General features: G+C 71.0%; 21 protein-coding genes. 8 read left to right on the top strand and 13 right to left on the bottom strand.

Annotated elements, in window-relative coordinates:
• Nucleotides 1–570: an NADAR family protein gene (locus ACIBI4_RS29775; protein WP_399207238.1), complete on the bottom strand. Its 570-nt coding sequence runs from the start codon at nt 568–570 to the stop codon at nt 1–3.
• Nucleotides 571–756: 186 nt separating this feature from the next.
• Between ACIBI4_RS29775 and ACIBI4_RS29770 the strand changes: the two genes are divergently transcribed.
• The 7 genes from ACIBI4_RS29770 to ACIBI4_RS29740 all read left to right on the top strand — a co-directional run bounded on the left by ACIBI4_RS29770 (nt 757) and on the right by ACIBI4_RS29740 (nt 8,673).
• Entirely contained in the window at nt 757–2,256 is a 1,500-nt protein-coding gene (locus tag ACIBI4_RS29770) for a gamma-aminobutyraldehyde dehydrogenase (RefSeq protein WP_399207237.1), read from the top strand.
• A 70-nt stretch (nt 2,257–2,326) separates the two neighbouring features.
• Nucleotides 2,327–3,577, top strand: coding sequence for a PotD/PotF family extracellular solute-binding protein (locus tag ACIBI4_RS29765; RefSeq protein ID WP_399207236.1), 1,251 nt, complete (start codon nt 2,327–2,329; stop codon nt 3,575–3,577).
• 127 nt (nt 3,578–3,704) lie between these two features.
• The gene (locus ACIBI4_RS29760; protein WP_399207235.1) at nt 3,705–4,850 is read left to right on the top strand and encodes an ABC transporter ATP-binding protein; all 1,146 of its coding nucleotides are present in this window, start codon (nt 3,705–3,707) and stop codon (nt 4,848–4,850) included.
• On the top strand, nt 4,847–5,770 hold the full coding sequence (locus ACIBI4_RS29755; protein WP_399207234.1) for an ABC transporter permease: 924 nt from the start codon (nt 4,847–4,849) through the stop codon (nt 5,768–5,770). The genes ACIBI4_RS29760 and ACIBI4_RS29755 overlap by 4 nt, the downstream gene beginning before the upstream one ends.
• On the top strand, nt 5,770–6,570 hold the full coding sequence (locus ACIBI4_RS29750) for an ABC transporter permease (protein ID WP_399207233.1): 801 nt from the start codon (nt 5,770–5,772) through the stop codon (nt 6,568–6,570). Before ACIBI4_RS29755 ends, ACIBI4_RS29750 begins: the two co-directional genes overlap by 1 nt.
• A 47-nt stretch (nt 6,571–6,617) precedes the next feature.
• Nucleotides 6,618–8,042, top strand: coding sequence for an NAD(P)/FAD-dependent oxidoreductase (locus ACIBI4_RS29745; protein ID WP_399207232.1), 1,425 nt, complete (start codon nt 6,618–6,620; stop codon nt 8,040–8,042).
• Between the two features lie 166 nt (nt 8,043–8,208).
• Complete coding sequence (locus tag ACIBI4_RS29740; RefSeq protein WP_399207231.1) at nt 8,209–8,673, top strand: hypothetical protein; 465 nt, start codon at nt 8,209–8,211, stop codon at nt 8,671–8,673.
• On the opposite strand, the gene ACIBI4_RS29735 is transcribed toward ACIBI4_RS29740, so the two are convergent.
• Nucleotides 8,597–9,193: a phosphatase PAP2 family protein gene (locus ACIBI4_RS29735; protein ID WP_399207230.1), complete on the bottom strand. Its 597-nt coding sequence runs from the start codon at nt 9,191–9,193 to the stop codon at nt 8,597–8,599. The two genes, ACIBI4_RS29740 and ACIBI4_RS29735, sit on opposite strands and share 77 nt — an antisense overlap.
• Nucleotides 9,194–9,673: 480 nt before the next feature.
• Nucleotides 9,674–11,008 (bottom strand): 4-aminobutyrate--2-oxoglutarate transaminase, encoded by a 1,335-nt coding sequence (gabT, locus tag ACIBI4_RS29730; RefSeq protein WP_399207229.1) that lies wholly within the window; start codon nt 11,006–11,008, stop codon nt 9,674–9,676.
• A 344-nt stretch (nt 11,009–11,352) separates the two neighbouring features.
• On the opposite strand from gabT, the gene ACIBI4_RS29725 reads away from it, so the two are divergent.
• Nucleotides 11,353–13,449: an ATP-binding protein gene (locus ACIBI4_RS29725; RefSeq protein ID WP_399207228.1), complete on the top strand. Its 2,097-nt coding sequence runs from the start codon at nt 11,353–11,355 to the stop codon at nt 13,447–13,449.
• Nucleotides 13,450–13,464: 15 nt separating this feature from the next.
• On the opposite strand, the gene ACIBI4_RS29720 is transcribed toward ACIBI4_RS29725, so the two are convergent.
• From ACIBI4_RS29720 to ACIBI4_RS29675, 10 genes are all read right to left on the bottom strand, one after another.
• A complete protein-coding gene (locus ACIBI4_RS29720) occupies nt 13,465–14,691 on the bottom strand; it encodes a lytic transglycosylase domain-containing protein (RefSeq protein WP_399207227.1) in 1,227 nt (408 codons plus the stop codon).
• A 118-nt stretch (nt 14,692–14,809) separates the two neighbouring features.
• A complete protein-coding gene (locus ACIBI4_RS29715; protein WP_399207226.1) occupies nt 14,810–15,598 on the bottom strand; it encodes a hypothetical protein in 789 nt (262 codons plus the stop codon).
• Nucleotides 15,599–15,672: 74 nt separating this feature from the next.
• A complete protein-coding gene (locus tag ACIBI4_RS29710) occupies nt 15,673–16,200 on the bottom strand; it encodes a nuclear transport factor 2 family protein (protein WP_399207225.1) in 528 nt (175 codons plus the stop codon).
• An 11-nt stretch (nt 16,201–16,211) separates the two neighbouring features.
• Nucleotides 16,212–16,841, bottom strand: coding sequence for a hypothetical protein (locus ACIBI4_RS29705; protein WP_399207224.1), 630 nt, complete (start codon nt 16,839–16,841; stop codon nt 16,212–16,214).
• Between the two features lie 23 nt (nt 16,842–16,864).
• On the bottom strand, nt 16,865–17,362 hold the full coding sequence (locus ACIBI4_RS29700; protein ID WP_399207223.1) for a hypothetical protein: 498 nt from the start codon (nt 17,360–17,362) through the stop codon (nt 16,865–16,867).
• On the bottom strand, nt 17,359–18,594 hold the full coding sequence (locus ACIBI4_RS29695; RefSeq protein ID WP_399207222.1) for an MCE family protein: 1,236 nt from the start codon (nt 18,592–18,594) through the stop codon (nt 17,359–17,361). The genes ACIBI4_RS29700 and ACIBI4_RS29695 overlap by 4 nt, the downstream gene beginning before the upstream one ends.
• Nucleotides 18,591–19,763 carry an MCE family protein gene (locus ACIBI4_RS29690; protein WP_399207347.1) on the bottom strand — a complete coding sequence of 391 codons (1,173 nt, stop codon included), beginning with the start codon at nt 19,761–19,763 and terminating at the stop codon, nt 18,591–18,593. Before ACIBI4_RS29690 ends, ACIBI4_RS29695 begins: the two co-directional genes overlap by 4 nt.
• Nucleotides 19,764–19,807: 44 nt before the next feature.
• Nucleotides 19,808–20,845 carry an MCE family protein gene (locus ACIBI4_RS29685; protein ID WP_399207221.1) on the bottom strand — a complete coding sequence of 346 codons (1,038 nt, stop codon included), beginning with the start codon at nt 20,843–20,845 and terminating at the stop codon, nt 19,808–19,810.
• Nucleotides 20,845–21,912: an MCE family protein gene (locus ACIBI4_RS29680; RefSeq protein ID WP_399207220.1), complete on the bottom strand. Its 1,068-nt coding sequence runs from the start codon at nt 21,910–21,912 to the stop codon at nt 20,845–20,847. The genes ACIBI4_RS29685 and ACIBI4_RS29680 overlap by 1 nt, the downstream gene beginning before the upstream one ends.
• Nucleotides 21,909–22,940: an MCE family protein gene (locus tag ACIBI4_RS29675; RefSeq protein ID WP_399207346.1), complete on the bottom strand. Its 1,032-nt coding sequence runs from the start codon at nt 22,938–22,940 to the stop codon at nt 21,909–21,911. Before ACIBI4_RS29675 ends, ACIBI4_RS29680 begins: the two co-directional genes overlap by 4 nt.
• Nucleotides 22,941–22,958 lie beyond the last annotated feature (18 nt).

The raw sequence follows: 22,958 nt of genomic DNA, 5'->3' as shown, positions 1-22,958 counted from the left end.
TCACACCCCCGCGCGCAGTCGCTCCCGCGCCTCCATCAGCGCGAAGCCCAGCAGGTTGAGCCCGCGCCACTGCCCCGGGTCCGCGGCCCGCTCGTCGGCGGCCGCAAGACCGATGCCCCAGATGCGGTCCAGCGGGCTGGCCTCGACCAGGACGCGGTCGCCCGTGCCGAGCAGATACGCCCGCAACTGGGGGTGTGCGGCGAACTTGTGGGTGCTGCCCTCGGCCACCACCTCGAAGCGCTCGCGCCGCCAGATCTCCTCGTCGAAGCCGCGCACCAGGCGGCCCGCCTTCTTCGCGGCGCCGGGCGAGCTCGCCGTGACGGCGGCCCGCTCCGCCTCCTCGTCACCGAAGAGGCGGGCCTTCGCCGCCATCATCCAGTGCTCCGCCGTCGCGTAGCCCACCTCGTCCACCGTGAACAGGGCGGGCCACCACTGGCTCAGGACATGCGGGCCGACCGCACCGTCCGCAGGTGCCGTATGTCCCCAGAAGTGCAGGAATTTCACGTTCTCGCCGTTTTTGACCCGCTCGGCCAGCGCGTCGATCTTTGATTCCGTCGCCTCGATCGCCATACACGCGAGTCTCGCAGGCACCACGGACAGTCCGTCCCTCGTTTTCCCTTGCCACTCGACACCCTGGCCGACAGATTCCGTTGAGTAACCAAAAGGCAACAACGGAATCCCTTGGCGGAGGGCCTTTCCTCTGTCAGGATCGGCACTCAAATCGAGCTGGAGCTACGGAAACCTGGAGCGACAGAGATGCACTTCCCCGCGCAGCAGCGCCTCGCCGCCGGCGCGCAGTACATCGACGGCCGGCTGTGCCCCGGCACGTCGGGCCGCACCCACGACGTGATCGACCCGGCCACGGGCGACACGGTCTACACGTACGAACTCGCGGGCCCGGACGATGTGGACGCCGCCGTCGCCGCCGCGAAGGCCGCCTTCCCCGGCTGGGCGGGCAGCACCCCGGGCGAGCGCTCCGACGCGCTGCACCGCTTCGCCGCCGTCCTGGCCGAGCGTGCGGAGGAGTTCGCGCAGGCCGAGTCGCTGCAATGCGGCAAGCCGCTCAAGCTGAGCCGCGAGTTCGACGTACCGGGCACCATCGACAACACCGCCTTCTTCGCGGGCGCCGCACGGCACTTGGCGGGCCAGAGCGCGGGCGAGTACAGCGGGGACCACACCTCGTACGTACGCCGTGAACCGATCGGTGTCGTCGGCTCCATCGCCCCCTGGAACTACCCGCTGCAGATGGCCGCGTGGAAGATCCTGCCGGCCGTCGCCGCGGGCAACACGATCGTCCTCAAGCCCGCCGAGCTGACCCCGCTGACCTCGCTCCTCTTCGCGGAGGCCGCCACCGCCGCGGGGATCCCGGACGGTGTCATCAACATCGTCACCGGCACCGGCAAGGAGGCGGGCGAGCACCTCGTCGGCCACCCCGACGTGGCCATGACCTCCTTCACCGGCTCCACCGCGGTGGGCAAGCGGGTCGCCGAGGTCGCCACCGCCACCGTCAAGCGCCTCCACCTGGAGCTCGGCGGCAAGGCACCCTTCGTCGTCTTCGACGACGCCGATGTCGAGGCCGCCGCGCACGGCGCCGTCGCCGGTTCGCTGATCAACACGGGCCAGGACTGCACCGCTGCGACCCGTGCGTACGTCCAGCGCCCGCTGTACGAGGCCTTCGTGGCGCGTACCAAGGAGCTGATGGAGTCCGTGCGCGTCGGCGACCCGTTCGCCGGCGACACCGACCTCGGCCCGCTCATCAGCCACGCGCAGCGCGACCGCGTCGCGGGCTTCGTGGAGCGCGCCCGCGGCTACGCGCGGATCGTCACCGGCGGCGAGGCGCCCAAGAGCGACGGCGCCTACTACCGTCCGACCCTCATCGCGGACGCCGCGCAGGACAGCGAGGTCGTCCAGTCGGAGATCTTCGGCCCGGTGCTGGTCGTCCTGCCCTTCGACAGCGACGACGAGGGCCTCGCCCTCGCCAACGACACCCCGTACGGTCTCGCCGCCTCCGCCTGGACCCGCGACGTGTTCCGTGCGAACCGCGCCACCCGTGAGATCAAGGCGGGCTGTGTCTGGGTCAACGACCACATCCCGATCATCAGCGAGATGCCGCACGGCGGCCACAAGGCCTCCGGCTTCGGCAAGGACATGTCCGTGTACTCCTTCGAGGAGTACACCCAGGTGAAGCACGTCATGTACGACAACACCGCGGTCGCCGCGAAGGACTGGCACCGCACGATCTTCGGAGACCGATAGGCCGTCGGCCGCCCCGGCGGCCGCACCCTTCCCCCACCACGGGGACCCTCCCGAAAGGGCATCACGCGCCATGGAGCAGTACGAGCCCGACCGCCCCTCCGCCGTCCAACTGGCCGCCTGGCGGCGCAGCATGACCAGTGGCCGGGGCGCGCTGTCCCGCCGAGCGATGCTGCGCGCCTCGGGCGCCGGCGCCCTCACCGTCGGCGGCCTCGGGGCGCTCAGCGCCTGCGGCATCCCCGCGGCCGCCAAGAACGAGGGCGGCGTCGCCGCCGACGACCACTCGAAGAAGGAGAAGCGCGTCACCTTCTCCAACTGGACCGAGTACATGGACGTCGACGACAAGGACGAGAACCGCCGGCCCACCCTGGAGGCGTTCACGAAACGCACCGGGATATCGGTGAAGTACACCGAGGACATCAACGACAACAGCGAGTTCTTCGGCAAGATCAAGCCGCAGCTCGCGGCCGGCCAGGACACCGGACGCGACCTGATCAACGTCACCGACTGGCTGGCCGCCCGGCTCATCCGCTTCGGCTGGGTACAGAAGCTCGACCACGCCAACACCCCGCACGCCTTCGCCAACCTGGCCCCGCAGTTCAGGGACCCGGACTGGGACCCGGGACGCGCGTACTCCTTCCCCTGGACGGGCATCGCCACCGTCATCGCGTACAACACGAAGGCCACCGGCGGCCGCGAGGTCACCTCGGTCTCGCAGCTGCTCGACGACCCCAAGCTCAAGGGCAAGGTCGGCTTCCTCACGGAGATGCGCGACACCGTCGGCATGACGATGCTCGACATGGGCAAGGACATCGAGTCCTTCAAGGACGACGACTACGACGCTGCCATCGCCCGGCTGCAGAAGGGCGTCGACCGGGGCCAGATCCGCCGCTTCACCGGCAACGACTACACCGGCGACCTCGACAAGGGCGACCTGGCGGCCTGTCTCGCCTGGGCGGGCGACATCGTCCAGCTGCAGGCCGACAACCCGGACATCAAGTTCCACATCCCGGACAGCGGCTACCACACGTCCTCGGACAACCTGCTGATCCCCAACAAGGCCCGGCACAAGACCAACGCCGAGCTCCTCATCGACCACTACTACCAGCTGCCCGTCGCCGCGCAGCTGGCCGCGTGGATCAGCTACGTCTGCCCGGTCGAGGGCGTCAGGCCCGAACTCGCCAAGATCGACGAGGACTTGGCGAACGACCCGCTGATCGTCCCGGACAAGGAGATGGCCGCCCTCTCGCACTCCTTCCGCTCGCTGAGCAGCAAAGAGGAGTCGACGTACGAGGAGAAGTTCGCCAAGCTCACCGGCGCCTGAGCCGCACACCCGCCGCACCCGCGGCACCCGCTGCCGCACCCCTGCCGACCTCCTGCCGCACCCCGCAGTCCCCGCAGACCTCGGCCTCTTCGCCGCCCCTCCCTCTGAATCCCCTTGTAGGTAACCGATGACCGACACCACCCGCGGCGATGTCCGCCTCTCCGGGATCAGCAAGACCTACGGCTCCTTCACGGCCGTCCACCCGCTCGACCTGACCGTCCCCGAGGGCTCCTTCTTCGCCCTGCTCGGCGCCTCCGGCTGCGGCAAGACCACCACGTTGCGCATGATCGCCGGCCTGGAGGACCCCAGCTCGGGCACCGTGCACCTCGGCGACCAGGACGTGACGTCGCTGCCGCCGTACAAGCGCCCGGTGAACACCGTCTTCCAGTCGTACGCGCTCTTCCCGCACCTCGACATCTTCGAGAACATCGCCTTCGGGCTGCGCCGGCGCGGCATCAAGTCGCCCAAGAAGCAGGTCGGCGAGATGCTCGACCTGGTGCAGCTCGGCGACCACGCGCACAAGAAGCCGCACCAGCTCTCCGGCGGCCAGCAGCAGCGCGTCGCCGTGGCCCGCGCGCTGATCAACCACCCCAAGGTGCTGCTCCTCGACGAGCCGCTCGGCGCCCTCGACCTCAAGCTGCGCCGCCAGATGCAGCTCGAACTCAAGCGCATCCAGACCGAGGTGGGCATCACGTTCGTGCACGTCACGCACGACCAGGAGGAGGCCATGACGATGGCCGACCAGGTCGCCGTGATGAACGGCGGGCGCGTCGAGCAGCTCGGCTCCCCGGCCGATCTCTACGAGAACCCGAGCACGACCTTCGTCGCCAACTTCCTCGGCACCTCCAACCTCATCACCACCGAGGTCGCCGACACGAGCGGCGACACCCTCGTGGTGAAGGCCGGTGACGCCAAGCTGTCCCTGCCCGCCTCCCGTACCAGCGCCGACACCCGCACCGGCGGCAAGGTGCTGCTCGGCATCCGCCCGGAGAAGATCTCGCTCGCCCACGCCGACGAGGCGGGCACGATCCCCGAGGGCCGTAACCGCATCACCGGCAGGATCGCGCAGTCCAGCTTCATCGGCGTCTCCACGCAGTACGTCATCGACTCGCCCGTCTGCGACGCGTTCGAGGTGTACGTGCAGAACGTCGAGCGCGACGGCCGCTTCGCCCCCGGCGCCGAGGTCGTCCTGCACTGGAGCCCCGAGCACTCCTTCGGGCTCGACGCGGCGCAGGACATCGACGCGGGTACCGAGGAAGAGGTGGCCGCATGACGGTCACGGACGTGCCGCCCCAGGCGCCCGCTCGGCCACCGGCCGAACCTCCCAAGAAGCGCGGCCGCTTCACCCCGTACTGGCTGCTGCTGCCCGGACTGCTCTGGCTCGTCGTCTTCTTCGCGCTGCCGATGCTCTACCAGGCCTCCACCTCGGTGCAGACCGGTTCCCTGGAGTCCGGCTACAAGGTCACCTGGCACTTCCAGACCTATCTGGACGCACTCGGCGAGTACTGGCCGCACTTCCTGCGCTCGGTCCTCTACGCGGGCATCGCCACGGTCCTGTGCCTGCTCCTCGGGTACCCGCTCGCGTACCTCATCGCGTTCAAGGCCGGACGCTGGCGCAACCTCGTCCTGATCCTGGTGATCGCCCCGTTCTTCACCAGCTTCCTGATCCGTACGCTGGCCTGGAAGACGATCCTCGCCGACAACGGCATCGTCGTGGACGTGCTCAACACCCTGCACATCATCGACGTGACCAACTGGCTGAGCCTGACCGAGGGCGACCGGGTGCTCGCCACCCCGCTCGCGGTCGTCTGCGGACTCACGTACAACTTCCTGCCGTTCATGATCCTGCCGCTGTACACCTCGCTGGAACGGATCGACGGCAGGCTGCACGAGGCGGCCGGCGACCTGTACGCCCGGCCCTTCACCACCTTCCGCAAGGTGACCTTCCCGCTGTCCCTGCCGGGCGTCGTCTCGGGCACCCTGCTCACCTTCATCCCGGCCAGCGGCGACTACGTCAACGCCCAGCTCCTCGGCTCCACCAGCGAGAAGATGGTCGGCAACGTCATCCAGTCGCAGTTCCTCACCGTGCTCGACTACCCGACCGCGGCCGCGCTCTCCTTCATCCTGATGGCGGCGATCCTGCTGATCGTCACCTTCTACATCCGCCGTGCCGGAACGGAGGACCTGGTCTGATGGCTGCCTTCATACGGTGGATCCGACGCAACCTCGTCGTGCTCGCGGGCCTGCTCACCCTCGGCTTCCTGATCCTGCCGAACGTGATCGTGCTCGTCTTCTCCTTCAACAACCCGAGCGGGAAGTTCAACTACGCCTGGCGGGAGTTCTCCACCGACGCCTGGGCCGACCCGTGCGGCGTCGCCGACATGTGCGGCTCGCTCGCGCTCAGCCTGCAGATCGCCCTGTGGGCGACCCTCGGCGCCACCGTCCTCGGCACGATGATCGCCTTCGCGCTCGCCCGCTACCGCTTCAAGGCCCGCGGCGCCGTGAACTCGCTGATCTTCCTGCCGATGGCGATGCCCGAGGTCGTGATGGCCGCCTCGCTGCTCACGCTCTTCCTCAACATGGGCGCGCAGCTTGGCTTCTGGACCATCCTCATCGCGCACATCATGTTCTGCCTGAGCTTCGTCGTGACGGCCGTCAAGGCCCGCGTGATGTCCATGGACCCGCGCCTGGAGGAAGCCGCACGCGACCTCTACGCGGGCCCCGTGCAGACCTTCGTCCGCGTCACCCTGCCCATCGCGGCACCGGGTATCGCCGCGGGCGCGCTGCTCGCCTTCGCGCTCTCCTTCGACGACTTCATCATCACCAACTTCAACGCCGGCTCGACCGTGACCTTCCCGATGTTCGTCTGGGGTTCGGCGCAGCGCGGCACACCCGTGCAGATCAATGTCATCGGCACGGCGATGTTCGCCATCGCCGTGATCTGCGTCCTGGCCGGGATCCTGGTCGGGAACCGCCGTAAGAAACACGCATAGGCAGCCGTTCACACGCGGACGGCTGTCCCCAGAGGGAGTTGGAAATCATGGCCCCACGTGCCATGAGCAGCACGGAAGTCCTCGCCTCGCTCGCGGACGCCAAGCCGGTCTCGTACTGGCTCGACGACCCCGGCAGGCCCGAGGCACTCCCCGCCCTGACCGGCGACGAGCGGTGCGATCTGCTCGTCGTCGGCGGGGGATACAGCGGTCTGTGGACCGCCCTGATCGCCAAGGAACGCGACCCGTCCCGTGACGTCGTCCTCGTCGAGGCCCAGGAAATCGCCTGGGCCGCGTCGGGTCGCAACGGCGGCTTCTGCGCCGCGTCCCTGACGCACGGCCTCGGCAACGGGCTGGCCCGCTGGCCGAAGGAGATCGGCCTGCTCGAGCAGCTCGGCGCGCGCAACCTCGACGCCATCGAGGAGGCCGTCAAGCGCTACGGCATCGACTGCGACTTCGAGCGCACCGGCGAGATCGACGTCGCCACCGAGCCGCACCAGGTGGCCGAACTCGCCGAGATGTACGAGGAGATCAAGACCCTCGGCCTCGAAGGCAACGTCTCCCTCCTGGACGCGGACGCGATGCGCGCGGAAGTCGACTCGCCGACTTTCCTCGGCGGCCTCTACGACCGCGACGGCGTGGCCATGCTCCACCCGGCCAAGCTCGCCTGGGGCCTCAAGCGGGCCTGCCTCGACCTGGGTGTCCGCCTGTACGAACACACCCCGGCCACCGAACTCGCCCGGCAGGGCGAGGGCATGGCGGTGCGCACCCCGTACGGCCGGATCTTCGCGCGCGATGTCGCCCTCGGCACCAACGTCTTCCCGTCGCTGGTCAAGCGGATGCGCCCGTACACGGTCCCCGTCTACGACTACGCGCTGATGACCCAGCCGCTGACCGACGAGCAGCTCGCGTCGATCGGCTGGAACGGCCGCCAGGGCCTGGGCGACTCGGCCAACCAGTTCCACTACTTCCGGCTCTCCGCCGACCACCGCATCCTGTGGGGCGGCTACGACGCGATCTATCCGTACGGCGGAAAGGTCCGCGCCGAGTACGACCACCGCCCCGAGACCTACGCCAAACTCGCCCGGCACTTCTTCACCTGCTTCCCGCAGCTCGCCGGCGTCCGCTTCAGCCACGCGTGGGGCGGCGCGATCGACACCTGCACCCGCTTCTCGGCCTTCTTCGGCACGGCACACAAGGGCCGGGTCGCCTACGCCGCCGGATATACGGGCCTCGGCGTGGGCGCCACCCGCTTCGGCGCCGAGGTGATGCTCGACCTGCTCGCGGGCGAGCGCACCGAACGCACCGAGCTGGAGATGGTGCGCAGCAAGCCGCTGCCGTTCCCGCCCGAGCCCTTCGCCTGGACGGGCATCGAGCTCACGAAGCGCTCCCTGGCCCGCGCGGACCTCAACGGGGGCCGGCGCAACGCGTGGCTGAAGGTGATGGACCGCTTCGGCTTCGGCTTCGACAGCTGAGCCCACAGCCGCGTCACCGGTCGTCTCGTATGGATTACGCCGGTCGAACGCGCCCTGTGACCCGCTTCACTACCAACAAGTAGCGGAAACCCGCGTAAGCAAAGCGCCGCCCGCCCCTCTCCTTCGTGTCAGGCCCAGCCACGCACGCGAAGAAGGAGGCCCCGCCATGACCGGCACCGGGGTGAAGGCGGCAGTCGAATGGCTCGTATCGGTCGCACCGGATCCCGAGGCCTGCCGCTGGGAGTGGGAACGCAACCCCCATGGGGTCGCCCTGCTCCCGGCCGGCAGGCTCTGGGACGTCCTGATCCTGCCGGGCGAGCTCGGCTCTCCCACGCTGGAGATCCTCACCCGTTGCCTCGACCGCCCAGGTCCCGTCCTCGCCGACTTCGGCGACTCCCGGATGGGCTTCTTCGTGCCCGCGGGCACGGCGGGGCGCTGGGTCGGCACGGGCGTGCGCGGCGCGGGCCGCGGCACGTGGATCGTCGTCCCCTACCCGGGCCGCGCCACGGGCGCCGGCGTCCGCTGGCTCGTCCCGCCGGACGGCACCGGCACCCTCATCGACCCGAGCCTCCTCGAACTCGCCATGCACGAGGCCGCGGCGGGTCTTGCCCGGGAGGAGACGGGGGACTGACGACCGCGACCGCGAGCAGCAGCAGGCCGCCCAGACACCAGCTCGCCAGTACGTCGAGCGGCCAGTGATAGCCCTGCCGCACCAGGCCGAACCCGTTGAGCACCACCACCAGCGCACAGAGGGCGGTGAGCTCATGCCGGAAACGGGTGTACGGCAGGAGCAGCAGCACCGCCGCCCCGTACGCCACGATCGTGGTGGCCGCGTGGCCTGACGGATAGAAGCCGCCGGTCCCGTCCATGCCGGGCGGGCCCGGGCGGTCGATCGCGGCCTTGAGCGGGGCGACGAGGGCGGGCACCAGGGCGAGGGCGAGTGCGGCGGCGAGCGGGCGCTGCCGGCGGCGGGGGTCATCGGGGAGTACGGGTCTGACGACGCTCCACACGACCGCCGCACCGAGCACGGGGACCGCCACCGCGATATTGCCGAGATCGGCGAAGAACTCCGCGAGCCCGGACGGGAATCCACCCGTTCGGATCGCCGTGCCGAGGCGTTCGTCCAGACGGCTCACAGGGCCGTCGGACACGACCTGCCAGGTGAAGAGCGCGAAGAGCAGGGCGCAGAGGGCGGCGAGCGCGGCGCGTGAGGCCCCACGAAAAGGGGCCGGCCGTTTCGGAACAGGGGGGGTGGTTCCGCAACGGCCGGCCGGATCGGTGTGCCGCGCGCCCCGGGGGGTTTGGGGCGGGCGGCGGTCCGATCGGTGAGGTTCACCGGAGCCTGGGACTCCGGCTGTGTGCGCGAGGGCACATCCGGGGCGGGGCTGGGGAGGCTCCGCTCCGGGGTCGCCCACAGTCCCCTGTGGGCGGGGTGTTTCTCTCATCTGGGAAAAACCTACGCCTGGGGGTGCGAGTGCGACAGGCGGAATGACATCCCGCCATCGGGCCCGCACACGGTCTTCACAAGCTCCGACTGTTCCCCCAGGTCGGCGGGCCCGCATCCGGAAACGTCCACACAACTCGGGACGCATCCGGAGCGGGATTTCCGCCGGATATCCGGTCAACCTCGGTCAGATGCGGGCGAAGGCCTGCTCCAGGATGTCCAGACCCTCGTTGAGGAGCTCCTCGCCGATGACCAGCGGCGGCAGGAAGCGCAGGACGTTCCCGTACGTACCGCAGGTCAGGACGAGCAGACCCTCCGCGTGGCAGGCCTTGGCCAGCGCGGCCGTCGCCTCCGGGTTCGGGGTCTTCGACGCCGGGTCCTTGACGAGCTCGATGGCGATCATGGCGCCGCGGCCGCGGATGTCGCCGACGATCTCGTACTTCTCCTGCATCGCCGTGAGGCGGGCCTTCATGATCTGCTCGATCTTCTTCGCCTTGGCGTTGAGGTCGAGCTCCTTCATGGTCTCGATGGCGCCGAGCGCACCGGCGCAGGCCACCGGGTTGCCGCCGTAGGTGCCGCCGAGGCCGCCCGAGTGGGGGGCGTCCATGATCTCGGCGCGGCCCGTGACGGCGGCGAGCGGCAGCCCGCCCGCGATGCCCTTGGCGGTGGTGATCAGGTCGGGGACGACACCCTCGTCCTCACACGCGAACCACTGGCCCGTACGGCAGAAGCCGGACTGGATCTCGTCCGCGACGAACACGATCCCGTTGTCCTTGGCGAACTGGGCGATCGCGGGCAGGAAGCCCTTGGCGGGCTCGATGAAGCCGCCCTCGCCGAGCACCGGCTCGATGATGATCGCGGCGACGTTCTCCGCGCCGACCTGCTTGTTGATCATGTCGATGGCCTGGGCGGAGGCCTCGGCGCCGGCGTTCTCGGCGCCGGTCGGCCAGCGGTAGCCGTAGGCGACCGGGACGCGGTAGACCTCGGGGGCGAACGGGCCGAAGCCGTGCTTGTACGGCATGTTCTTGGCGGTCAGCGCCATCGTGAGGTTCGTACGGCCGTGGTAGCCGTGGTCGAAGACGACGACGGCCTGGCGCTTGGTGTACGCACGGGCGATCTTGACGGCGTTCTCGACGGCCTCGGCGCCGCTGTTGAACAGCGCGGACTTCTTGTCGTGGTCACCGGGGGTGAGCTCGGCCAGCGCCTCGGCGACGGCCACGTAGCCCTCGTACGGCGTGACCATGAAGCACGTGTGGGTGAAGTCCTGCAGCTGGGCGCTCGCCTTGCGGACGACGGCCTCGGCGGAGGCGCCGACGCTGGTCACGGCGATGCCGGAGCCGAAGTCGATCAGGCGGTTGCCGTCGACGTCCTCGATGATCCCGCCGCCCGCGCGCGCCGTGAACACGGGCAGCACGGACCCCACGCCGCCCGCGACGGCGGCGGTACGCCGGGCCTGCAGCTCCTGCGACTTCGGACCGGGAATGGCGGTGACGACGCGGCGCTCCTGCGGAATTGCACTCATGAGGGGCTCCTTGGGCGATGTGGGGGTTTGGACGCGGTTGTTCTTCTTCGCAGGTTAGGGGCGGGGGTGGGGTGGGGGCATGCGCCGTGCTGGAGAAGTGGGCGGGTGTTGTTGTCCGTCGCGGACAGTGGTGGCCTCAGCCCGGCCGGCGTTTGAGGCCTGCGACCGGAGGTCGCATCGGGGTCCGGGGCGGAGCCCCGGTTTCGGGAAGGGGCGGGGTCGGGGAAAAAGAAACAAGCCGCCCCCTGCCGCGGCGGCGCGCGAAACTGTGAACTCCCCTTGCGGGCCGACTAAATTGAGGCACCGCAGACGACCGACAGACCGGCAGGTCAGGGGGCAAGGCCATGGATACCGAGGGTCACCAGGAGCCGCGCACGACGCGCAGCGCACCGGTACCGCCGCCGCGCCCCACGCGCGCCCCCGGCGCCACCCCCCAGCAACCACGGGGCCCGGAGTTCCTGGCCTGGCTGCGCGCCCCCCGCCCCACCGCACTCCCCGGCATCTGGCGCCTCAACCACCGCCCCCGCCCGGCGCAGGAGCCGGACGAGATCCCGGCGCGGCAGCTGCTGAGCGGGGCGCTCATCGCGTTCCTATGCGGCTGGCTCATGTGGTCGCTGCTGTGGAACGGCTATCTGGGCGGGTGGTGGATCGTGCCCCTGGAGCTGGTCACGCCGGACTCCTGGCGATTCGAGGGAGACCGGTACACGGGAGCCGCCATCTACTACGCGTACTACGCCCTGATCGCCTTCGGCATCATGGTCGCCGTAGGCCGCCTGGGCCGCTGGTCCGAGGTCTGGCGCCGCTACGTCGCCCCACGCTTCCGCCGCCCGGAGCCCCTCCAGGCCCCGGTCACCACCCCCCAGGAGGACCCGGCCCGCTGGCCCCACCTCCGTGCCGCCGGCGCCGCGCAGGCCGCCGACAAGCTGGCCGCCGAGGCCGACGCGGGCCGGATGCAGGACGTGGACCTCGCGCGGATCGAGCGCGCCTGGCAGTCCGTACGGTCCGGGCGCCACCCCCTCGACACCTTCACGCGCGCCGTGCTCAGCGACGGCGCCGCCGCCTGTCTGCACCCCTCCGGCGCCCGCGACCTCACCACCCGCACCGCCCGCCACGACCTGCGCACCGGCCAGGTCCGCCTCGGCCAGGCGGCGGACGACCAGCGCAATCCGTACGCCTACCGCGGCACCGGACTCGCCCTCGGCCCCGAACTGCTCGGCACCAGCTTCCTCGCCGTCGGGCCCTCCGGCTCGGGCAAGACCGGCAGTGTGATCCGCCCGCTCGCCGAGGCCCTCTGCCTCCAGGCGCTCGCGGGCCGCGCGGCCGTGGTGGTCGTCGGCGCGGCGGGTGCGGGGCTCGGGCCGACGGAGAACTACGACGTGGTGATCAGGATCGGCCACCCGGATTCCGAGTACGACTTCGATCTGTACGGCGGCACGGGCGATCCGGACGAGGCCGCCGCCGTCCTCGCGGAGGCGCTCGTCGGCGACCTCGCCGACCCGCACCCCGGCGGTGACAGCCGCCGCTCCGCCACCGTCCTCGCCCAGCTCCTCGGCCCCTACCGGGCCGTGCACGGCCGCTTCCCGGCCGTCCCCGAGCTCCGCGCGCTGCTCGACGGCGCCCCCGACCCGCTGTCCGACCTGCGCAAGGCGCTGCACGACGCGGGCGACGAGCCGATGCTGCGCGAACTCGACGCGCGCGAACGGCAGTCGGGCACCGCGGGCGACCCCGGCGCTCTCCTCGCGGACCGGGTCGCGCTGCTCGACCGGCCCGCCTTCGCCGGGTTCTTCGACACGACCGGCCAGAGCCGCCCGTTCTCGCTGCGCGCCCTCGACCACCCCGTCCGGGTCCGGATCGACCTGCCCGAACGAGGTCACGCCGACGCCTCACGGATCCTCGCCCGGCTGGTCCTCGCACAGTTCACCGCGAGCGCCGCGCACCGCGAGGACCGTTCGCTCTTCGCCTGTCTGATCCTCGACGACGCCTCCCGCACCATCACGCCCGAGGCGGTCCGCGGCATCCAGCGGCTGCGGTCCGCGAACGCGGGCACGGTCCTCACCCTCCGTACGCTCGACGAGGTCGCCGCACCGCTGCGTACCGCCCTGCTGGGCGCGGCGGGCTGCCGCATGGCGCTCTCCGGGGTGACCCCGTGGGACGGGCAGCAGTTCGCGGAGGTCTGGGGCAAGGAGTGGATCGAGGCGCGGGATGTCACCGACCGGCAGATCGTCGCGGACGAGCCGCTGACGAAGGTCTCCCACTTCGTACGGAAGGTCATCACCGGCAAGGCGCCGACCGCCCAGTCGGTCACAGTCCGCCAGGTCGAGCGCGAACGCTGGTCGGCCTCCGAGCTCGCGCACGCCGTACCGCCCGGACACGCGGTCCTCTCCCTGACGACGGTGCGCGGGGAGCACGCACCGCCGCTGCTCGTCGACCTCAGGAGCTGAGCCGGCGCCCGCGGGTCACGCGCTCGGCGAGGCCGAGGCGCAGGGTGAGGGCGAGGGGGAGGCCGTCGGGGACTCGGTCGGGCTCTCGCTCGGGTCCGGGCTCTCCGAGGGGCAGTCGGTCGGGGTGCCCGGATCGGTGGGACCGCCGGTCGGGTCCTCGGTGACCGGCGGGTCGGTCGGCGGGTCCGTGGGCGGGTCGACGGGGGGATCCGTGGGCGGGTCGGTGGGCGGTGTCTCCTCGTCCGACGGGCCGGGGCCCGGTTCCGTGGGGTCCGGTGAGTCGGTCGGATTCGGCGGGTCGGGCTTCTCCGTGGGCCCCGGACCGATGATGATGCCGCCGTCCCCCTTGTCCCCGCCGACCGGTTTCGTGGCCGGAGTCTTCGACCCCGCGCCGGGGCTCTTCGGCACGACACCCTTGCCGTCGGGCACGGTGTGCACGCCGTCGCGGTAGAACTCCAGCCAGTACAGGACGGTCCGGAGGTAGTCGCGCGAGTAGTTGTAGCTGAGGATGCCGCGCTCGAGGCCGCCCGGTGTGCCCAGGTCGCGGCTGCCCGCGCACAGGTAGCGTCCGGCGCCGAGCGCCGCGTCGAAGATGTTGTTCGGGTCGGAGCGCCCGTCGCCGTTGCCGTCCGTGCCCCAGCGGCGCCATGTGCCGGGCAGGAACTGCATGGGCCCGACCGCCCGGTCGTACACCGCGTCGCCGTCCCACTCGCCGTTCTCGGTGTCGAGGATCAGCGCGAACCCGTTGCCGTCCAGCGCCGGTCCGGTGATCCGGTGCCGCGTGGTGCCGTCGGCGTCCACGTCGCCGCCGCGGGCCTGCCCCGACTCGACCTTGCCGATCGCGGCGAGCAGCTGCCAGGACAGCCGGCAGCCCGGATCCGTACGGTCCACGGTCTTCTCGGCGCGCCGGTAGGCGGCGAGGACCGTGGCCGGGATACCGGACTGGGCCCGCACCTGGGGCGCGGAGAAGGTGGCGTCCGGGGCGTCCGGCGTTTCCAGGGGCGGGAGTTCGGTGTGGTACGAGTCGTCGCCCTGGGAGTCGACGCGGGGGAGGGGTTCGTCGAGGACGGAGAACGGATCGCTGCCGCCCGCCCTGCCGCCGCCCGCGCCGCGGAGCAGGTCCGAGGCCTGGGACGCGGTGAGCAGGGCGGAGGCGGCGACGGCCACGGCGGTACCGCGCAGGCCCCGCCTCAGACGGGTGGCGCGGCGCGGGCGGCGGCGTCGGTCACGCGAGGTGCGCACGGGAGGTTCCCCTTTCGGTGGGCGGGGGTGCGTTCGTCGTGTGCGGTGGTCAGGTGTCCTCAGGCTTGGTCAGGTGTCCTCAGGCGTGGTCAGGCAGGGTGACTCGGGCTCACCGCCCTCAGGTGCCGAAGGTGTCGATGGCGGAGACCCGCCACGTACCGTCCTTCTCGACGAGGTCGACGGCGAGCATCGCGCCCGCGTAGTTCGCGTCGGTCTTGGCCTTCGCGACGGTGCCCGTGCTGCTCTGGTCGGCGAACACGAGGACCCGGGCGCGGTCACCGTCGATCCGCTCCACCGCGCTGTCGGTGACGGTCGTGGTGACCACGGTCTTCTGCTGCTCGGCCTGCTTCAGGACCGGCGCGAGCAGGGTGCGGTGCTGGGCGACCGCATTGCCGGTGAGCAGCCGGTCCGCGGCCGCCTTCGCCGCGGCAGGGTCGGCCTGGTCATACGAGAACAGGGCGTTCACCGCCTTCTCAGCCTGGCCCTTGACCTCGCTGGTCCGGGCGGGGTCGAGCAGCGCGGAGTTCCGCAGCGCGGCCTCGTCCCGCAGACCTTGCGCCCGTGCGGTCGCCCAGCCGGCGAAGCCGCCGAGCAGCAGGGTGAGAAGGCAGAGGGCGGCGAGCGGCCGGGGGACGCGGCGGGCGGTGACAGGTCTCGGTCCGCGGAGGCGGGAGATGCGGACGGGGGTGCGGTTCCAGGGTTCTCGGGGAGCGGGCTTCTTGCGCTCCGGGGACTTCGCGCGCTCCGACGGCCTCTCGCGCTCCGACGGACTCTCGCGCTCCGGGGCGATGTCCTGTTCCGGAGTACGGGCCGTCTCGCGTACGGGAGTCCGTGCGGGAGTCCGTACGGCGGCGAGGCGGCGCTGCCGGTTGAGGTGGTGGCGGGTGGTGTGGCGTGTGCTGGACATCAGGTCCGCTCCCGTCGGTTCGGGTGGTCGGGCAGCCAGGGGGAGGCTCGGTCGGCCGGTGGATGCCGCGCGGCTCAGCCGCCGGACGCGGTGTCGCCGACCGGGGCCTGACCCAGGGCGCTGAGCTTCCAGTGGCCGTCGGCGCGCGTGAGTTCGCCGAGCATCCGGCTGTCCTTCTGCGAGGACTCGCCGTCCGCGGCCGTGACGGTGACCCGCAGCGCGACGAGGACACGGGCCTTGCCCGCCCGCTCGTCCAGCTCGGTCAGGGCGCCGTCGAGCACCTTGGCCGTGCTGACGGTCCGCGCCTCGCGCACCTGCTTCTCGAACGCCGGGCGCCCGTCGACGAGTTGGCCGTTCAGCGCACCTGTCGTGGACGACTCCCACAGGTCGAGCCCGTCGCCCAGGTCCTTGTGGTCGAGGGTGTTGAGGTTCTGCACGGCCTGCTCGCCCGCCGCGAGCGCGTCGTCGCGGGCGGTCGCGTACGAGGCGGTGCCGCTGTGCGCCGCGTCGTACCAGGACCAGCCGGCCCACACGGCGAAGCCGCCCGCGACGAGGGTCAGGGCGAGGGCCGCGAGCAGCAGCGGCCGGGCGATGCGGTCCATCGGGCGTCCTTTCAGCGGGCCTTGAGGTCGACGATCCGCCAGACGTCACCGCGCAGTTCGGCGGTGACGGACAGCTGGGCGGCGGACGTCGTGGGCTTCTTGGATCCGCGCGCGGCGGTCTGGTCGAGGAAGACGAGAAGATGCGCGGTGTCCCCGCGCAGACTGACGGTGCCCACACGTACGGCCTGCGTGGAGAGGGTCACCTTCTGATCGCGTACATCCGCCCTGACCCGGGCGAAGAGCTGCGCGTACTGGCGGGCCGCGCGGCCGTCGAGCGAAGCGCGGGCGGAGCGCTCCGTCGCCTCGGTGCCGTCGGGCGTGTACGAGAACACCTTGGCCAGCGCGCTGCTCACATCCCCGTTGACGCGGGCCGTGGCGGCGGCGTCGGTCAGGGCCTGGTTGTGCGCGGCATCGGTGGACCGCAGCGCGTACGCCTGCTGCAGCCCGAGCGCGCCGACGAGCCCGAGGACGACTCCGGCGACGGCGATGACCACGCGCCCGCGCCGCCACCCGCCTTCGGCCTGTTCGCCCGCACCGGCGGCATCGGAATCCGCGGTGTCGCCCTCCACCTCGTCCCCGACCGCAAGCCCGGCATCGGCATCGGCTGCGGCATCGGCTGCGGCTTCGGCTTCCCCGGACACCTCAACACCCGTATCCGTACCGCTCACTTCGCCACCCCCGCCACCGGCACCGCATGGAGCGCCCGCACCTTCCATGTCCCGTCCTCCGCCCGGTCGAGCGTCGCCTCGAGCCGTTTGCGGTCCGTCGTGGGGGACTTGGCGCCCTTCGGCGTGGTCTCCACGCGCAGGGTCGCGATGAGCTTGGCGGTGCCCGCGTGGTCGTCGAGCGCAGTGAGCGCCGCGTCCGTGACGACTCCGCGCGCGGAGGCACCGGCGGCCGGTGACAGTTCCGTCAGCTCCGTACGCAACGGTCCGGACGTCACCGCCTGCCACGCGCCGATGCCCTCCTTCGCGCGCCCGGCCGACGAGGCGTCCAGCGTCGAGAGCGCGGCGACGGCCGAGCGCCCGTCCGCGAGCGCCGCGTCCCGGGCCCGCGCGTACGCGAGGTCGTCGTCGGTGCGCGCCTGGACGTACGACCATGTGCCCGCGCCGCACAGCGCGACGGCGGCGGCGAGTCCCACGCCCGTCAGGATCCGGCTCACGATGCGTCCCCCTTGCCTTCCAGGCCGAGCAGCGCGGCCATGTCACCGGACGAACGCTCCGCACCGCTCTCCTCGACCGAGGGCAGATTCAGCGCCCCGGGCTTCGCCGGATCGGGCACGGCCCTGCTGCCGGGCGCGTGCGCCGAGCCGCGGACGCCGATGCCGCTGGAGGCGGGGGACGTGCAGCGCGCCTTCGTGTTGAGGGCGGGCGCCCGGCTCGTGTCCGTGCCGAGCCGGTAGCGCGTACCGCCGTAACCCGCCGTACAGGGCAGAGGCTTGAAGAACGTGACGCTCATCCCGAAGCCGACCTTCTTGCCGTCCACCGCCGTGGCGCCCGCCGCGACGGCCCGCGGCAGCTGCACGAGCAGCTCCTCGGTGCCGCGCTGCCGCGTGACGGCGATCTCGGACGTGGTGAGGAGGTTCGCGAGCAGCACGCTCAGGTCCGGGTCCATGTCCCGCAGCAGCCCGCTGATCTGGGTGGCCGCCTCCGGTGCGGCCATCACGAGCCGGCGCAGATCGGCGTCGGAGCCCTTGAGCGTGGCCGCGAGCCGCGATGCCCCGGAGGCGAAGCCGCGGATCGCCTCGCCCTCCTCGGCCTGGGTGCGCAGCACGATGGCGCCGTCCGTCATCAGACGGACCGACGTGGGCAGCGCCCGGTCGGCCGCCCGGACGAACTCGGTGCCGTTGTCGAGCAGCACCTGGAGGTCCTCGCCGCGGCCCTCGAAAGCCTTGCCGAACTCGTCGACGACGGTGCGCAGATAGTCGAGCGGCACGGAGGTGGTGAGATCGTCGACGCTCTGCAGGACGTCGGTCACCGGCCGCGGCACAGCGGTCCGTGTGGCCTCGATCCGTGAACCCTCCTCCAGGTAGGGCCCGTCACCGCGCTGCGGCCGCAGGTCGATGTACTGCTCGCCGACCGCGGACAGGCCGGCGACCACGGCCCGTACGTCGTCGGGGATGTCGGACGCGGACTTCTTGATCCGCAGCTCGGCCTCCACCCCGTCCGCCGTCAGCCCGATCGGCCCGACCCGCCCCACGGACACCCCGCGGTACGTGACGTCGGAGTGCGTGAACAGGCCGCCTGTACGGGGCAGTTGGACCTTCACCGTGTAGTAGTCGGCCGCCCCGACGTACCGCCCGAGATCCGCGTACCGGATCCCGAGGTAGGCGAGGACGACGACGGCGATGACGAGGAAGGCGAGGTTCTTGAGCCGGACGGCGAGGGTGATCACTGCTCATCACCCCCGGAGTCCGGTGTGGAGGTGGCGGGGAGGGGCAGCGCGGGACTGCTGCTCTTCGGCGCCGGCTCTTCCCTCTTCTCCCTTTCCCTCTCCGTCTCCTTCTCCTTCGGCGCCGACCCGCCGGACCCCGCCCTCGCGGACGGAGACCCCGAGGGCGCCGGTGGTGTCAGTGGAGGAATGAGCTGTGTCCCGGGCGCCGCCGTCAGGTCCAGATAGACATTGAGGTAGTCGCCCTTGATCCCGCGCAGCACCTCGTCCGTGAACGGATAGGTGAGCAGCACCTCCAGCGAGTCGGGCAGGTCCCGGCCCGCGTCCGCCAGCGCCTTGAGGGTGGGAGCGAGGGCCTTGAGGTCGGCCACCATGTCGTCCTTGCCTTTGTGGACGGTGTCGATGGCGACGCCGCTGAGCCGGTCGAGCGAGCGCAGCATCGTCATCAGCGAACCCCGCTGCTTCTCCAGGGTCTTGAGGCCCGGCGACAGATCGGTGAGCACGGTGGCCACGTCCTCCTTGCGGTGCGAGAGCGTCGAGGAGAGCCGGTTGACGCCGTCGAGCGCGGCGGTGATGGCGCCGCGGTTGTCGTCCAGGTTCGTCACCAGCGTGTTGACGCGGCGCAGCGTCGAACGGACCGTGTCCTCGCGCCCGCCGATCGCCTTGTTGAGCTCCTGCGTGATGGTCTTGAGCTGGTTGACCCCACCGCCGTTGAGCAGCAGCGACAGGGCACCGAAGACCTCCTCGACCTCCGAGTTGCGTCCCGTGCGGGACACCGGGATCACGTCACCGGAGCGCAGGGACCCCGTCCCGCCGTGCTCGGGCGCGACGAGCTGCACGTACTTCTCGCCGAGCAGGCTGGACTGTTCGAGCCGGGCCCCGGTGTCGGCGGGCAGCCGCACATCGCCGTTGACGCGCAGCGTGACGCGGGCGCTCCAGGTGTCCGTGCCGCTCAGGCTGATGTCGGTGACGCGTCCGACGGCCACGTCGTTCACCTTCACCGCGGACTGCGGGACGAGACTGACCACGTCCTTCATCTCGACGGTGACGGTGTACGGATGGTCGCCGAGGTCCGCGCCGCCGGGCAGCGGCAGATCCTCGATCCCGTCGAACGAGGGCGAGGGCAGGATCACGGCGCCGTACGTGAGACAGAAGGCGACGGTGACGGACAGTGTGGCGCCGATCCACAGCGACCGTCCCGTGCCGCGGCGCAGCCTCACCGCTCACCACCTCCCACGGCGGGCAGCGGAAGGAGCGGGCCGCCCATGCTGATCTCGTTGAGGTTGGTGCGGCCGTCGAGGGTGCGCGTGCGCGGGTTGTACGTCCTGACCACGTTCCCCGCGGCGAGCGGCGCCGTGTCCATCGCCTCGGCCAGCGAGGCCCGTTGGTCGACCAGGGCCTGGGTGATCGGCACGAGCTTGCGCACGTTGTCCTTCAGGTCGCCCCTGTTGTCCTTGATGAACTTCTTCACCTTGGCCAGGGCGCCGCCGAGCTCCTTGAGCGCGCCGGCCAGCGCGTCCCGGTTGTCGGCGAAGTAGCCGGTGACGGCGTCGAGGTCCTCCTGCGCGCCGCGCACCCCGGTGTCCTTCTCCTTGAGCATCGTGGTGAAGGTCTGCAGCTGCCCGAGCGTGGTGAACAGATCGTCGCTGCTGCCGTCGAGGGTCCTTGCGGCCTTGCCGAACTGCTCGATGCTGTCGCCCATCGCGCTCCCGTTGCCCTTCAGGTTCTTCGCCCCGGTGCCGATGAGCTCCGACAGCGCTCCCTCGGCGTTGGCCCCGCCGGGGCCGAGCGCCTGGCTGAGCTCGGTGATGCTGTCGTAGAGCTGGTCGATCTCCACGGGAGTGCGATTGCGCGAGGCGGGCAGCTCGTCCCCGTCCCCGAGCCGCGCACCGCCCGTGTACGCGGGTGTCAGCTGCACATACCGGTCCGCGACGACACTCGGCGCGACGGCCACGGCCCGCGCCCCGGCCGGCACCCGCACCCCGTCGTCGACGACGAGCGTGACCTCGACGCGGGTGCCCTGCGGCTCCACCGAGGCCACCTCGCCGACGCGGACGCCGAGGATGCGCAGATCCGATCCGGCGTAGATGCCGACGGCCCGGTCGAAGTAGGCGGTGATCCGCATGCCGCCGGAGGTCACGGCGCGCACCCCGACGATGCCGCCCGCGACGAGCACGGCCAGGGCGAGCGCGCCCACCAGGAGCTTTCTGCGTACGGCGATTTTGCGTACGGCGATCCTTTTGCGCACGGCCATCACGCGCCACCGCCCTTCGCGTCGTACTTCCCGTCCTTGGGCGGCCTGCAGGATTCATCCGGCAGCGAGTCCTCGGGCAGGTAGTTCCGCGGGACGATGCCGCACAGGTAGCTGTCGAACCACCGCCCGTTGCCGAGGGTGTTGCCGATCAGCCGGTAGTACGGGCCGACGAGCGCGAGGGTCTTGTCGAGCTTGTCCTTGTTCTTCGCCAGCACGGACGTGACCCGGCCCAGGGCCTTCAGCGTGGGCTTCAGGTCCTTCTCGTTGTCGGTCACGAGCCCGTCGAGCTCGACGCCCAGCGCCTGGCTGCCGGTGAGCAGCGCCTTGATCGCCGTACGCCGCTTCTTCAGCTCCTTGAGCAGGGAGCCGCCGTCGTCGATGAGCGTCTCGAAGCTCGACTTCTTCGTCTCCAGGGTCTTCGTCAGCTTCTTGCTGCCGTCGAGGAGTTGGGCGAGCTGCGTGTCCCGCGACGAGACGGTCTTCGAAAGCGCCGACAGTCCCTTGACCGCGGCCTTCACATCGGGCGGCGAGTCCTTGAACGTGTCGGAGATCGTCTCGAAGCTCTTCGCCAGCTGCCCCGTGTCGATCTCGTCGAAGGTCCCGCTCAGATCCTGGAAGGCCTCCGTGACGTCGTACGGAGAGGTGGTGCGGCTGAGCGGGATCCGCGCCCCGGGGTCCTGCCGGCCGGAGCCGAGCGGGTCGAGGGCCACGTACTTCTCGCCGAGCAGCGTCTTGATGGCGATCGAGGCGGTGGTCCGGTCGCCGATCCAGATGCCGTCGTCCTCGATCCGGAAACCGACCTTGACCTTGGCCCCGTCCAGGCCCACGGAGGTGACCTCGCCGACCTTCACGCCGGCGATCCGGACCTCGTCGCCGTCGCCGAGACCGGCGGCCTCGCTGAAGTCGGCGCTGTAGTCGGTGCCGCCGCCCACGAAGGGCAGACTGCTCGCGTTGAACGCGGCGAGCGCGAGCAGGACGAGGACGAGGAGTCCGGCGAGGGCGACACCGACGGGGTTGCGTTCCTGGACCGGCTTGAACCGGGGGCGGCGTATCGCGGGCCGTTTCACTGGCACCTCGCTTCTTCGACGAGGATGCCGGTGGGCGGCTTCGACCCGTCGGACATGGTGACGCCGCCGACCGTGGCCCGGCACAGATAGAGGTTCAGCCAGGAGCCGTACGACGAGAGGCGGGACAGGGCGGTGAGCTTGGCGGGCGTGCGGTCGAGGAAGTTCTCGATCTGCGGAAGGCCCCTGCCGAGCGAGCCGGACAGCCGGCCGAGCTGCTTGATGTCGTCCTTGAGCGGCTTGCGGGCGTCGTGGAAGAACCCGGCGGTGACTTCGGTCAGTTCACCCATCGCCTCCACGGCCTGTCCGAGCGGTTCACGGTCCTCGTTGAAGCCGGACACGAGTTGCGTCAGGGTGGTGACGACGTCCTTGAACTGGTCCTCGCGCCCGTTGATCGTGGTCAGCACCTCGTTGAGGTTGCCGATGACCTGGCCGATGACCTTGTCCTTGGCGGCCACGGTCGTGGTGAGCGAGCCCACGTGCTCGATGAGGCTGTCGACGGTGCCGCCCTCCCCCTGCAGGACCTTGACGATGGACCCCGCCAACTCGTTGACGTCACCCGGCGACAGCCCCTCGAACAGCGGCTTGAACCCGTTGAACAGCAGCGTCAGATCGAGCGCGGGCGTCGTCCGTCCCACCGGGATGGTGCCGCCGGGTGCGAGCGCGGGGGTCTGGGTGCCCGTGCCGCGCTCAAGGGCCACGTACCGCTGGCCGACCATGTTGAGGTACTTCACGGCGGCCGTCGTGGTGCCCGGCAGCTCGCGGCCCTTCTCGACGGTGAAGGTGACCTGCGCGGTCCGCCGGTCCACCACCCGCACATCGGTGACCTCGCCGACCTTGACGCCCGAGATCCGTACGCCGTCCCCGTCGATGAGCCCGGTGACGTCCGTGAAGCGGGCGCGGTACGTGACGGTGTCGGTGCCCACGCCGGTATTGGCGATGGACAGGGCGAGCAGGGCGGTGGCCAGCGTGGTGGCTCCGAGGAAGATGAGGGACTTGACCAGCGGTCCGGCGATCGAACGCCGCCGGATGTGCTTCAGGTCCCGCTC

It is taken from the genome of Streptomyces sp. NPDC050418 (assembly GCF_044458745.1).
Lineage (GTDB): Bacteria > Actinomycetota > Actinomycetes > Streptomycetales > Streptomycetaceae > Streptomyces.
Note: the sequence above shows the minus strand (reverse complement) of the source record. Positions and strands in the feature narration are given on the sequence as shown.